Source organism: Parabacteroides sp. AF19-14 (assembly GCF_003635485.1).
Lineage (GTDB): Bacteria > Bacteroidota > Bacteroidia > Bacteroidales > Tannerellaceae > Parabacteroides > Parabacteroides distasonis.
The window spans coordinates 32,289-45,160 of the sequence record NZ_QTMJ01000021.1 but is presented as its reverse complement, the minus strand read 5'-3'; the positions used below and the strand labels follow the sequence as shown (position 1 = coordinate 45,160).

Annotated in this window: 11 protein-coding genes and 1 tRNA gene; 10 read left to right on the top strand and 2 right to left on the bottom strand. The window is 46.1% G+C overall.

Going from position 1 to position 12,872, the window contains the following annotated elements; translation table 11 throughout:
• Nucleotides 1-166: 166 nt before the first annotated feature.
• From DWX33_RS17695 to DWX33_RS17650, 10 genes are all read left to right on the top strand, one after another.
• Nucleotides 167-1,972, top strand: a complete 1,806-nt coding sequence (locus DWX33_RS17695) for a long-chain fatty acid--CoA ligase (RefSeq protein WP_009276683.1) — start codon at nt 167-169, stop codon at nt 1,970-1,972.
• 62 nt (nt 1,973-2,034) lie between these two features.
• A protein-coding gene (prfB, locus tag DWX33_RS17690; RefSeq protein WP_121962165.1) for a peptide chain release factor 2 occupies nt 2,035-3,160 on the top strand; the annotation gives its coding sequence in 2 pieces (ribosomal slippage) (nt 2,035-2,097 and nt 2,099-3,160; 1,125 coding nt in all).
• Between the two features lie 77 nt (nt 3,161-3,237).
• Nucleotides 3,238-3,314: transfer RNA gene (locus DWX33_RS17685), tRNA-Ile, on the top strand.
• 239 nt (nt 3,315-3,553) lie between these two features.
• The gene (locus tag DWX33_RS17680; protein WP_122380777.1) at nt 3,554-4,543 is read left to right on the top strand and encodes a DUF6043 family protein; all 990 of its coding nucleotides are present in this window, start codon (nt 3,554-3,556) and stop codon (nt 4,541-4,543) included.
• Nucleotides 4,544-4,918: 375 nt separating this feature from the next.
• Nucleotides 4,919-5,248, top strand: coding sequence for a helix-turn-helix domain-containing protein (locus DWX33_RS17675; protein ID WP_122380776.1), 330 nt, complete (start codon nt 4,919-4,921; stop codon nt 5,246-5,248).
• A complete protein-coding gene (locus DWX33_RS17670; RefSeq protein ID WP_122380775.1) occupies nt 5,229-6,608 on the top strand; it encodes a DUF3987 domain-containing protein in 1,380 nt (459 codons plus the stop codon). Before DWX33_RS17675 ends, DWX33_RS17670 begins: the two co-directional genes overlap by 20 nt.
• A gap of 84 nt (nt 6,609-6,692) precedes the next feature.
• The gene (locus tag DWX33_RS17665; RefSeq protein WP_122380774.1) at nt 6,693-7,775 is read left to right on the top strand and encodes a DUF6371 domain-containing protein; all 1,083 of its coding nucleotides are present in this window, start codon (nt 6,693-6,695) and stop codon (nt 7,773-7,775) included.
• Nucleotides 7,772-8,251 carry a DUF3408 domain-containing protein gene (locus DWX33_RS17660; protein ID WP_122380773.1) on the top strand — a complete coding sequence of 160 codons (480 nt, stop codon included), beginning with the start codon at nt 7,772-7,774 and terminating at the stop codon, nt 8,249-8,251. The genes DWX33_RS17665 and DWX33_RS17660 overlap by 4 nt, the downstream gene beginning before the upstream one ends.
• A 228-nt stretch (nt 8,252-8,479) precedes the next feature.
• Nucleotides 8,480-8,875 carry a hypothetical protein gene (locus tag DWX33_RS17655; protein WP_122380772.1) on the top strand — a complete coding sequence of 132 codons (396 nt, stop codon included), beginning with the start codon at nt 8,480-8,482 and terminating at the stop codon, nt 8,873-8,875.
• Nucleotides 8,872-10,080 carry a relaxase/mobilization nuclease domain-containing protein gene (locus tag DWX33_RS17650; protein WP_122380771.1) on the top strand — a complete coding sequence of 403 codons (1,209 nt, stop codon included), beginning with the start codon at nt 8,872-8,874 and terminating at the stop codon, nt 10,078-10,080. The genes DWX33_RS17655 and DWX33_RS17650 overlap by 4 nt, the downstream gene beginning before the upstream one ends.
• A 143-nt stretch (nt 10,081-10,223) precedes the next feature.
• On the opposite strand, the gene DWX33_RS17645 is transcribed toward DWX33_RS17650, so the two are convergent.
• Both DWX33_RS17645 and DWX33_RS17640 read right to left on the bottom strand, forming a co-directional pair.
• Entirely contained in the window at nt 10,224-10,508 is a 285-nt protein-coding gene (locus DWX33_RS17645; RefSeq protein ID WP_233570205.1) for a hypothetical protein, read from the bottom strand.
• A 50-nt stretch (nt 10,509-10,558) separates the two neighbouring features.
• Nucleotides 10,559-12,865 (bottom strand): TonB-dependent receptor domain-containing protein, encoded by a 2,307-nt coding sequence (locus DWX33_RS17640; RefSeq protein ID WP_122380769.1) that lies wholly within the window; start codon nt 12,863-12,865, stop codon nt 10,559-10,561.
• Nucleotides 12,866-12,872: the final 7 nt, after the last annotated feature.

Sequence of the window (12,872 nt, the reverse complement as noted above, 5' to 3'; positions counted from 1 at the left end):
AATGTATGTATTACATATGTACTATGCAATACATGCTACTATGAATTATTATTATTTAACCGAATACTTGCACAAAAAGAGCAATTATGTGTAAAAAAAGGACTGATGTCGTGTCTTTTAGAAGAGAAAAGCGTACTTTTGCGGTATCAATTCAAAATAAGGAATTATGATTTATTATCATTTCGCCGAGTTAATACACCGTCAGGCAGAGAAATATGGGAACCGTACAGCGTTGAAACATAGAGATAACGCTACGGGGAAATGGTTGAAGATTTCTTGGAGGGAGTTTTCCGATAAAGTTATGCTTACGGCCAAGGCGATGGCTGAGTTCGGGATAAAGGTACAAGAGAATATCGGGGTTTATTCCCAGAATATGCCTCAGTGTTTATATACGGACTTCGGTGCGTATGGTAACCGGGTGGTTTCCATCCCGATGTATGCGACGAATTCTCCGGGACAAATCGAGTACATCATCAATGACGCTAAGATCCGCACGTTGTTCGTGGGTGAGCAATTGCAGTATAATAACGCTTTCAAGGTACAGAAGGACTCTAAGTATCTGGAGCGTCTGGTTGTCTTTGATCCGGCGGTCAAGATGAATCCGGAAGATAAGACGTCCATTTATTTTGATGATTTCTTGCGCTTGGGGGATAACGCGCATGCGGAGAGCACGGTGAAAATACGTATGACGGAAGCCGTTCCGGAGGATCTGGCTACCATTATATATACGTCCGGTACGACAGGTGAGTCGAAAGGCGTAATGCTTCCTCATTCTTGCTATCTGGAGGCGATGCGGATACATGATGTACGTCTGCCTCTGGTAACCGACAAGGATCTATCCATGAGTTTCTTGCCAATGACTCATATCTTCGAGAAGGCTTGGTGTTATTATTGTCTCCATAAAGGGGTTACGATCGCTATCAACCAAGACCCGAAAATGATCCAGAAGACATTGCCGGAGGTTCATCCTACCTTGATGTGCAATGTGCCTCGTTTCTGGGAGAAGGTGTATGCGGGCGTGCATGAGAAGATCAACTCCGCCTCTCCGGCCATGAAGAAGATTTTCTTGGATGCGATCGAGACTGGGCGAAGGTATAATCTGGAGTATAAGAATAAAGGTATTCCGGCCCCGTGTAGTCTGAAGTTGAAGTTCCAATTTTACAATAAAACGGTTTTTACCTTATTGAAGAAGGTATTGGGTATTGAGCGTGGACGGTTTTTCCCGGTGGCGGGCGCTCCGTTATCGGACACGATTAATGAGTTCTTGCAGTCCGTGAATATCCCGATCGCTTATGGTTATGGACTGAGCGAGACGACGGCTACGGTTTGTTTCTACCCGGAGATCGGATTCCAGTTTGGTTCTATTGGTGAGGTAATGCCGGGAGTTCAAGTGAAAATAGATCCGGGGAATAACGAGATCTTGGTGAAAGGCAAGACCGTGATGTCCGGGTATTATAATAAACCGGAGGAGACGAAGAAGGCTTTCACCGAGGATGGTTTCTTCCGTACCGGCGACGCTGGTCGTTTGGAGGGTAATACGTTATTCTTTACGGAACGAATCAAGGATTTGTATAAGACTTCAAACGGAAAATATATCGCCCCGCAAGCGATCGAGATGGTGATGAGCGGTGATAATTATATCGAGCAAATCGCTGTTATCGGCGATCAACGTAAGTTCGTGAGCGCCTTGATCGTGCCGGCTTATCCATTGTTGGAGAAGTATGCCGGGGAAAAAGGCATCTCGTTCGAGAGCCGGGAGGAGTTGGTGAAGAACAAGGATATCATTCGTTTCATCGAGGCTAGGGTAGAGGAGCACCAGAAGAACTTGGCTTCTTACGAGAAGATCAAGCGCTTTACCTTGTTGCCGGAACCCTTCATGATGGGATGCGAGCTGACGGATACGCTAAAGTTGCGACGTCCGGTCGTATTGCAGAAGTACGCTACCGAGATAGAGGCGATGTACGAGGAATAACGAGTTTGTCGGCTATCAACTATTTCTTATCTTCGCGGTAAATTTAAAAAAGAAAAGAACATATGATCACATCAGACCAACTACATGACGTGTTGGAGCGCGATAAGGCGCTGAGGGGGTATCTTTGACATCGATAGCAAGACCATTCAGTTAGAAGAGGAGGAGCTACGTACGCAAGACCCCGGTTTCTGGGAAGACGCCAAACGTGCGGAAGTCCAGATGAAGAAAGTAAAGGAGCTAAAGAAATGGATCGAGCTTTACGGTGAGGTACATGCGGCGGCTGAGGAGCTAGAGTTGGCTTACGAATATGTAAAGGAAGAGATTATCACCGAGGAAGAGGTGGATGCGGCTTATAAGAAGGCCCTTCATTTACTGGAAGACTTGGAGTTCCGCAATATGCTTCGTGACGAGGCCGATCAAATGAGCTGCGTGCTCAAGATCAACTCGGGTGCCGGTGGTACCGAGAGCCAAGATTGGGCTTCCATGTTGATGCGTATGTATCAGCGTTGGGCTGAGAATAACGGTTATAAGATCTCTATCGCCAACTATCAGGAAGGGGATGAGGCCGGTATCAAGACCGTGACCTTCAATATTGAGGGCGATTATGCCTATGGCTATCTAAAGAGCGAGAATGGCGTGCATCGTTTGGTACGTGTATCTCCTTACAACGCCCAAGGTAAACGAATGACCTCTTTCGCCTCCGTATTCGTCACCCCGTTGGTGGATGATACGATCGAGGTAAAGGTAGAGGCGGCGGCTATCTCTTGGGATACGTTCCGTTCGGGCGGCGCCGGAGGACAGAACGTGAACAAGGTGGAATCCGGAGTTCGCTTGCGTTATCAGTTCAAGGACCCGTATACAGGCGAGGAAGAAGAGATCTTGATCGAGAATACCGAGACTCGCGACCAACCCAAGAACCGTGAGAACGCTATGCGTCAATTGCGTTCCATCCTTTACGATAAGGAGTTGCAGCATCGTATGGCCGAGCAGGCCAAGGTGGAGGCCGGAAAGAAGAAGATCGAGTGGGGTTCGCAGATCCGTAGTTACGTATTCGATGACCGTCGCGTAAAAGACCATCGTACGAACTACCAGACTTCCGACGTGAACGGTGTGATGGATGGAAAGATCGACGATTTCATCAAAGCATACTTGATGGAGTTCGCCGGAGAAGAAAGCTCGGAAAAATAAGTTTTTCCCTTTAACATTTGCATATCTCGATAATAAATCGTAATATTGCACCCGATTTCAGAGCCTAGCTCTGAACAGGTCCTATAGCTCAGTTGGTTAGAGCACCTGACTCATAATCAGGGAGTCCTTGGTTCAAGCCCAAGTGGGACCACCATTACAAATCTCTATTTATCTGATATGTAGATAAATAGGGATTTTTATTTTACAGTTTTGTCCTCAAATTGTCCACGAAATCCCATCTTAGCAAGCGGTGGACAAAATTTTTCCTTAAAAATTCATAAGATTTAGGTTGCAGGCCGGGGGCAAGTCATTTTTTCTCATTCCGAACATTTGAGTATGCGGGCGTGTTTTCTTAATTGATGTAAAAACATGTTTAACTATAATGCCCCCTGAATGAAGAAAGAGGACAAAAGAAGACTTACAAAAGAGGTGCTGAAAGAATGGCAGCGCACCCACTATCAGGAGTATTGTGATTTTTCAGACTTGATGCACGACCGTGGCGGCAAAGGCTTTGACAAGGTTTATGCCGAAGCAGTCATGATGTTCCCTAAATTTGAGAAGGCACTCATACTTTATTTGAAGAATGACCGCTCTGAAGACATAGATGATCTTGAACGATTACTGAAAGAGCAGGGATTAGTGTCTAAATTAGCCCTACACTTTTTCGCTCAACTCCCCGATAGCTATACTCCCGCCATGTTATGCTGGCTTTTCTTTGGGCGAAGCTTTGAATGCATGGTAGAGTTTGGAGAAGAAATGATAAGAAATCCTCAACTTAATTTTCTCCTTCGTCGACTCGCCCGCGTGAATATAAAGATGATTATCAATCGTAGCCTTGCAATAAAAGCGAGAACGGAAGAGGATTGGGTAAAATTCGTGGAAGAACTCGACGAACTCGGAGAAACACCGACAGTGACGGCGAGTGTTGTATCAAAATTCAAATCATTGCCAACAGATACGAAAGTGACAATGAAAGAGACCTCCGAGAAGAAACCAATACCCGGTAAACAGAAGAAACGCCGCACCCTTGAAGAACTGCTTCCAAATGGAGATGAGTATCTTTTTGAATCAATTGACGAACATGTAAGCCTCCGTCAGAGTGGCAGAGATCTCGCATTGCTTTACCTTGTCCTTGATAAAGGTCGTGCTATGGTGAGGACAACTGTTACAGAATTTCATGCCGCGCTTGTGTCCAGATATGAGGATAAGGCGAATGTAGAGATTCCGGGGCACAGATGGATACAGGGTGCTTTGAAAGATTACCTTGAACCGACCGAATACAAACAGAAAACAATACAGACTTTTGAGCGTCCCGAACATATAATGGATTATAATGACCTCCGTGAGCGACTCAATGTCGCCGACTACATGTACTCATACTGATAAATAACTTCGACCCTTAAAGCGGGAGCCATCTGACATAGCGTCGGGCGGCTCCCGTTTTTTTACACCTGTCCCCGTGTCTGACCGTTTTTTTCGACCCGAAAATCCATAAAATTCTTCGTTTTACTTCGTAACGAATCAAAGCGAACTTAACGTGCTGTGTATCAGTGTTATAAATTTGGAGAAAGCAAACAAATATGCTTTCTTTGCACCGTCAAAACGCAAAAGCGAATATCTGAATTGATGCCGCAAAGGCAAAGACCGGTCACCCTAGCCCGTCAATTTTAGCCACTCCGCTTAAGTGTTGCGACCCTTGGGCATTTAATTGTTGTCGGTGCCCATTGATGATAACACAGACGACGCGAGGAATACAAGATGATTGATTTCACAAATCTCTCGCCCGAGGAGCTGACCGGACTCTCTATCACGCTCCCTCTGGCACACCTCTTTGAAATTGTCGAACACACTGTAGAACGTGCGGTCGATAAATTCAAAGAGGAAATACTTCCGGCACATAAACCGGTGGATCAGGATCCGCTCATTCCCCGCTTGGAGGTGATGAGAATCCTTGGAGTATGCGCCAATACTCTCCGGAACTGGCGTAAAAGTAAATATCTGGAAGCTACTCTTGTCGGTAGCAAAGTTTATTATCGGACATCTGCTGTTCAAGCTGTTCTCGAAAAGTATGGAAAAGAACGTAACTAATCAGAGGTCTGTTGACCCGATGCTCGTGCTCGGCAAAGCCGTTGACATGAGCGTGAAGATGAAAGGCGGAGAGTTTCCATTAGGCGCGATGCCGTTGAAAATTCAGCGTATTATCAGGGAGGCGAATGAGTGTTACGGTTTCCCGATTGACTACCTTGCCGGAGCCATGCTTGTGGTTCTCGGTCTGGGTATCGGAAACACCCATTTTGCCCGGCTTAAAGGGAAATGGGATGAGAGTGCCATTCTGTTTATGGCTCTTGTCGGTTGTCCCGGCGCCTGCAAGTCGCATCCGCTTAATTTCGCTATCCGCCCATTCTCTGACCTCGACTGCAAGGCTACTCAGGAATACACCAAAGCCTATGCCGAGTATGAGCGACAGAAGGAACTGCCGATGAAGGAACGTACCGAGGCGCGCCCGGTACCACCCGTCAACAAACGGTATCTGATTTCCGACGCTACTCCGGAGGCCATGTTGCAGATTCACTCTGAAAATCTCCGGGGCATTACGATGTGGAACGATGAGCTTGCCGGATGGTTCAAGAATTTCAGTCGCTACAACAAAGGCTCAGACGAGGAATATTGGCTGAAGCTTTTTAATGCCAATCCTACGTTCTCCGACCGTAAAGGAGTGAAAAACTCGGTCTATATCAGTCGCCCGTTTGTGTCGGTGGTAGGCACGATCCAGAACGGCATTCTGAATGAACTCGCGCAGGGCAGTCGCTCTGCAAACGGTTTCATTGACCGTCTGCTGTTTGTCATTGCCAACAATCAGGACAAACAGCCGTGGAGCGATACTGAGCCGACTTTCGACATTGAGAAATCTTGGTCTGATATAATCGGCAGACTTGTGTCAATGCCTTACGCCACTGATGAGAACGGATGCGTCGTTGCTACTATCCTCCCTTTTGCCTCAGACGCCAAAGCACGACTTTACGAATGGCAACGGGAGAATACTGCTGACTGCAACCGAGCCGAAAGTGATGCTCTCAAAGGAATCTATAACAAGTTCGATTTCCATGCCATCAGGTTTTGCCTGATACTCCAGATGGCTCGTTGGGCCTGTGGAGAGGCTGACAAGACAGAGATTGACCTTGTTTCGGTGGAAAATGCCGTTTCGCTTGTCAACTACTTCAAGGCAACCGCAAGACGGGTACAAGGCATCATCAGCGAAATGTCACTGACGGAACAGCAGAGAGCCGTAATAGCGGCCCTCCCCGATGATTTCACTACCGAGGAAGGTATCCGCATTGCCATCGAGAACGGTATGCCGGGGCGCACGTTTCAGGATTTTCTCAAACGCTCGGTATCTCTGGGCACCTGTTTTCAACGAGAAAAGCATGGCCATTATTCCAAACTCTAACCGTTGCGCTTTCTGCATTTTCTGCATTTTCGACTTTCAAAAATGCGGATTACGCGGAAAGTGCAACCAAAATCAGCATGAATTATGAACGCACACCGATTCATTCTCCAGCCCTATAAGGGTATCGGGAGCCGTCACTCTTGTCCTGCCTGTCATAAGAAGCGTTGTTTCAGCCGATATATCGACACCGAGAAACAAATCTCTTTTCCCGATGATGTGGGCAGGTGCGACCATGAGCAGAGTTGCGGCTATCATCTTACGCCAAAGGAATACTTTGAGCGTAATCCGCAATCAAAGCCACAGCACTGCGATTTCGCCACTCCGTCAGCATGGCAAGCCAAGCCGACCGAGCCACGAAAGCCGACATCATTCATCTCGGCAGAGACTGTTTCACAGACTCTGCACGGATATGAGAAGAACAATCTCTATCTGTTCCTCCGCTCCAAGTTCGGAGACGAGGACGCCCTCCGACTCATAAAGGATTATCGCGTCGGCACTTCCAAGCATTGGCCGGGGTCATGCGTATTCTGGCAGAACGATGTCAATGGTGACACCCGCACAGGTAAGGTCATGCTATACGATGCTGAGACAGGCAAGCGCGTGAAGGAACCATTCAATCATGTTACATGGGTTCACTCGTTGTTGCGGTTGCCGGATTTCAATCTGCGTCAATGCTTTTTCGGAGAACACCTTTTGCCGATGAATAGGGGCAAGCCGGTTGCCATTGTCGAGAGCGAAAAGACCGCACTTGTGTCAACGTATTATCTGCCGGAATATGTGTGGCTGGCAACAGGTGGTAAAAACGGTTGCTTCAATGCCGATTCTCTCCGAATTCTCAAAGGCTATCAGGTTATCCTGTATCCCGACATCGGCGCGACCGACCAGTGGCAACAGAAACTGAGTTTGCTCCGTAATCTCGGTATAGATGCAAGCATCTTCAACTTTCTTGAAGAGGTTGCCACTGATAACGAGCGAACAGCCGGACTTGACATTGCAGACTATCTCCTGCAAATCGAGCCTGACCAAGCAATTCTGCAATCAATGATACGCCGTAACCCGATGTTGCAGAAACTCATTGATGACCTACAACTCACTCTCGTATCAGTTGAACGGTATAACCCGGATACTGATGCAATCAACAAAACCTCAAACAGTGAAAAACAATGACTGCGAAGAAAACTCCGTCAACAACCGCATCCAAGTCAACTAAGTTGACCGATGCAACCAAATCCAAAGTATCAACCCTTAATCCCGATTTTATTATGAAATCAGATAACTCTATCAACTCGACTAATACTGTAAACGCAACCAATTCTGTTAACAGCGATAACGCTGTCAACAGCACCACTAACGTCAATACCGAAAATCTGTTTGGCTCCGACCAGACCACAACCGAGGTGACGGCACAGCCGAAGCAACAGCGCAAGTCGGATTTCGCAGACTTCAAGGCTGCCTATCTTTCACCGACAAAACTGGAGAAGCGTCACCCTGTCAACATCGAGGACAGCGTGTGGGCGAAACTGGAACGCATCGCCCGTATCCTCGGCGACCGCGATACCAGCGTAGGCAGCTACATAAACGCCATTCTTTCGGAGCACCTCGACCTCTATGCCGACGACATCGAAGTCTGGCGCAAACTCTGAGTGCCTGATTGCAACCATATACATACACATGTTCATACACATGATTATGCACATGGAAATATTAAGCATTTTATCCACAGGGAGTCCTCGTAGTTTCGTGCACCTCGAAACTATCGCAGGGGTTCGGAATTGGAGGGAGCGAGTTTATGTTTTCGTATTACAAGTAATCCTCAAACGACTCGCTCCCAATCCGCTCCCGATGGTCACACAATCCAAACAGAAAGAAACATGAAAAAAGCAAATTCAAGACCCTCAAAGGGTCGTCCAAAGCTCCCGGCTGATGAACGGAAGTCCATCATGGTGCCGGTGAAATTCGACATAGACCAGTATCAGATCATGCTCGACAAGGCTCTCATGGCAGGGCTCAACCGCTCGGAATATATCCGTCAGTCGGCACTGCATTGTAAAGTCGTGGAAAGGCTCACACCAAGAGATGTCAAGGCAATCCGCGACCTTCAGGGAATCGCCGAAAATCTCAACCGCACGGCTAAATTTGTTGGTGCCATTCTAAAGGGCGGTGCCTCGGAAGAACAGTTTGTCCGTACTTATAGAGAGATAATTCAGTGCAAGGATTTTGTTCTTTCGCTGATAAAAATCTATCGCAATGCACCCGATAGCGTATGATGGGCAAGATTTCAAAAGGTGGTAGTTTCGGCGGATGTGTCGATTATGTCACCCGTAAAAAGAAGGATAATCCCGACGGCACGCCTTGCAAAGAATGGCGTCTTATCGACCATAAAGACGTGTCAACTATGGAGGGGCGTGAGGGAATTATCGCCTCTTTTGAGGATAATCTCGCATTGAATCCGGGCTTGAAAAATCCAGTCGGCCATATTTCTCTGAACTTCCATGCCAACGACAAGGATAAAGTTGACGACAGGACAATGGTAGAGATAGCCCAAAAATATATGAAGAAAATGGGTATCGTGGATACTCCTTACATCATTGTCCGCCATCTCGACAAGGATTATCCTCACTGTCATATCGTGTTTAGTCGAATAGATAATCACGCGGAAACCATTTCTGATAAAAATGATTTCAGTCGCAACAGGGCTGCTTGTCTTGACTTGACAAAGGAGTACGGGCTGCACATTTCTGAGAGCAAACGACAGACCAATGTCGATAAACTGCGTGGCACTGAAAAAATACGATATGAGATTTTCAACGCCGTTGACGCGGTATGGAACGAAAAGTCAGTCCATACTTTCGAGCAATTCGAGGCCCGGTTAAAGGCGGCCGGTGTCGGCATAGAGTACAAATATAAGCGAGGCAGCAACGAATTGCAGGGTCTATGGTACACCCGAAAAGGCAAGCGTTTCGCCGCATCGAAGATTGATCGGCGATTCAGTCTGGGTAACATATCCAAGCATCTGGCTAACAACAGACCGTTACATCCTCAGTCACGGTGGTTGTATGCTGACGGCTCCATTGTGCCTATTGCATCATACAAAGGAGTGCGGTTTTCGACGCGACAGATCAATGATTACGTTGCCGGTAAAGCTATAAGAGTTGACGGATGTCAGGGCGGTGTGTCCACCGTGTGGATAAAATTCAGTCCGCAGCACATGGCTCCGGGTGTGTATTCATCTAATCCGGACTTAGCCGGACAAGCCATATCCCGCTCTCAAAACTATGGAACTCGGTTATCCCATGTTTCATCCGCAGGACCCCAACAGCCACAAGAAGGATTCTCCAATGGGAGTCCTTTACCCGATGATTTCAAACTGTGGCTAAGCCGACATCCCGGACTTACCATAGAAGAGGCCCTTCATCGTTATCGAGAAGAACAAAAAGCCAAACGCCGCCGACAAGGGCCCAGACTACACTAAACCCAACGCCACCGAGAGAAGCAAAAGCCTACCTCGGTGGCGTTTTTTCAAGTCCCCGACATCACTGCCGAGGACTTGACTGTCTTTGTTTATATGTATTCTTGCATGAAGATAACCGTTGGTATTTCTGTTTGTCAATCACCCTATTGGCAAACTTTGAAGGATTTTTTCTTTCCGTTAATCCGAAGAGTTACTTTCGGATTTGAGAATTGGGTGATGTGGGGGAAGACGAGTGTTACTGTGGCTACACCATTCTTTACGGTGGCCTTAACCGAAGTAGCCTGATACTCTTGTCCTCTCCATGTTGGAATGAGTTTTACATCGGAAACAGTATATCGCTCTCCGGCATTGTCGTCTGTAAAGACGATAGTCACCTTGTCATCGTAATTATTGAAGCCTTGGCATTGAGGCTTTGCATTTGTAGCCATACTTATGGCTATCAGAATTAGTGTGGTTATTAATGTTCTCATATATAATTCTAAAAGCGGTTTAATTCATTAGCACCTGCACCTTGACCTCTGTATCGGTCACGAGAAGAATTAAAGGTATATTGCAGTGTCAGCATGAATGTGCGGTTATTTGTCGTATTGAACTTATGTATGGTTACATCCTTATTCAACAAAATGGCATCACGGTTGCTCTTATTAAAGATGTCGTTGGCCTCTAAAGTTACGCTGAATTGATTATTGAAGAACGCCTTATAGAGCTTGGCATTGAGATATGATGATGATGTCTGTTTAGTGTTGTCATCGTTACCGCCACTCATCCACTGCATATCCACGTTCAGCCAAATATCATAGGGAAGATGAATGGCGTTTTGGAATTGTACAAGTCCTATTGGGTTATCAAGTCTTTTGCGATTATTGGCATAATCAATGGCAAGCCACTGTTTCATAACGCCAACATTTACTTTAGGCTGCCATATACCAACTCTGAACTGTGCGCCGACAAACGCCTGAAGATTCTGTATCTTGGGGAAATTAGCCATAGTTATAAGTTTGACCTCGGCATCATCAGCATAGGGATATGTCGTGTTCATTATAGGATCCTTCTTATAGGTATATGTTATCTGTCCGAAGAACTGGCGCCATGCTCCCATAAGCTCGACAGAATGTATCTTTTCCGGCTTTAGGTACGGATTGCCACCTTCAAGGGTGAAACGGTTGATATAATCCACTGTGCCGTCAAGGTCTGCATAGTTTGGTCGTTGTGTTTTATGGGTATAACTCATTGACAGCTGCACGTTTTTTATCATGGTTGACAGTGAAAGCGAAGGAAACAGATTATTATAGGTCTTGCTTTGATCTTCCTTTCTCTGTCCGTTTTCAAGATATTCAAATTTTATATGTTCATAACGCAATCCAACGCCTAAATTGAATTGCCCGAAAGTCTGACCGATTTCCACAAATCCGGCAATATTGTTCTCGTCAACTCTTGAAGAAGCATCGCCTACCAAAGAGGCGTCGGTATTGTAATCAGATGAGAAACGCGATGATGTGTATTCTTCTCCGAACTCAATACCACCTTTCCAAAAAGGATAGCTGAATACAAGTTTTTCAGCCAGCATACGACTTCTGTTAACTCCAAGAGAGTTTACAAGCGAATTATCCTGAGTGTCGCTTGTTTCATCGTTAAACATGGAGTTTCTGCTTTTTCGCCACATATAATCCATGTTAAAGTCAATACCGAACTTGCCGATCTCTCCATTATAGTATAGATTGGCGTGATGTTTGGGCAGAGTATTGTTGTTACTGCTGCCATACATTGTGATATTGTCGTATGGCTGTCCATCAGCCAATACCCTGCTTATTCCTGTATGTTCAGATTTTTGCTTTGTGAATCCATTAGAGTAATAAGCACCTATCGAATGGCTGTCATTGAACATATACGAAAATCCTGCTTTCCCGAAGAATTCATTTGTTCTCATGGAACCGTCTTGTGTCAGGAACTGATTCCACACTGTTGATGATTGAGTCAACATATCAACCCTGTTGCTGCTTTGGAATTTTCCTCCGATATATCCGAAATTACCGAATAATTCCATTCCCCCGGTTCGGAATTTGAAATTAGCCTGATCTACTGTGCGGAAATATTTCTGCATCACTCCTTGTGCTCGGAGTGTTCCACTGAAGCCATCTCCCTGCGGGCGTTTTGTACGGATACGGATTACAGATTTTACAGAAGCATTGTATTTAGCGCCAGGATTGGTTATGACTTCCACATTTTTTATGTCAGCCGAGTTTAATTGTGATAGTTGGGTAAGGTCCTGCACCTCTCGACCATTTATATAAATAGCCGGAGAGCCTTTGCCGAATACTTCAAAATTGCCGTCGCGACCAAGCACCATAGGAGCTTGTGTAAGTACATCATTGGCAGTACCGGCGTGTTCAAGTTGCGACCCTGCCACATTGGTAACAAGAGCATCACCTTTGATAGCGGTAACAGGACGGTTGGATTTTACTACCACTTCCCCGAGCATCACACTTTCAGGGTTAAGGATTATGATGCCAAGGTCTCCTGTCGGAGGGATATTGAGGGTCTGATTAGTGTAACCAATAGATGACACCTTTACGTATTTGGGGTTATCCAGTTTCTCATTGAACAGGAAAACACCATTTTCATCAGTAACGGTACCTGCTATATAGGTAGAGTCGGCTTTCAGAAGAACCACATTCACAAAATCAAGAGGCGAGTTGGTTTCGTCCACGACTTTGCCGGTAATACTCTGAGCCATTGTTGTTGCTGTGGCTAATACAGCAAGAATTAAAGAGAGTATTGTTTTCATATTCGAG

Excerpts from the sequence above, each read along its gene's own strand:
- DWX33_RS17695 (WP_009276683.1), top strand. The coding sequence starts at position 167 with ATGATTTATTATCATTTCGCCGAGTTAATACACCGTCAGGCAGAGAAA.
- DWX33_RS17680 (WP_122380777.1), top strand. The coding sequence starts at position 3,554 with ATGAAGAAAGAGGACAAAAGAAGACTTACAAAAGAGGTGCTGAAAGAA.
- DWX33_RS17675 (WP_122380776.1), top strand. The coding sequence starts at position 4,919 with ATGATTGATTTCACAAATCTCTCGCCCGAGGAGCTGACCGGACTCTCT.
- DWX33_RS17670 (WP_122380775.1), top strand. The coding sequence starts at position 5,229 with ATGGAAAAGAACGTAACTAATCAGAGGTCTGTTGACCCGATGCTCGTG.
- DWX33_RS17665 (WP_122380774.1), top strand. The coding sequence starts at position 6,693 with ATGAACGCACACCGATTCATTCTCCAGCCCTATAAGGGTATCGGGAGC.
- DWX33_RS17660 (WP_122380773.1), top strand. The coding sequence starts at position 7,772 with ATGACTGCGAAGAAAACTCCGTCAACAACCGCATCCAAGTCAACTAAG.
- DWX33_RS17655 (WP_122380772.1), top strand. The coding sequence starts at position 8,480 with ATGAAAAAAGCAAATTCAAGACCCTCAAAGGGTCGTCCAAAGCTCCCG.
- DWX33_RS17650 (WP_122380771.1), top strand. The coding sequence starts at position 8,872 with ATGATGGGCAAGATTTCAAAAGGTGGTAGTTTCGGCGGATGTGTCGAT.
- DWX33_RS17645 (WP_233570205.1), bottom strand. The coding sequence starts at position 10,508 with ATGGCTACAAATGCAAAGCCTCAATGCCAAGGCTTCAATAATTACGAT.
- DWX33_RS17640 (WP_122380769.1), bottom strand. The coding sequence starts at position 12,865 with ATGAAAACAATACTCTCTTTAATTCTTGCTGTATTAGCCACAGCAACA.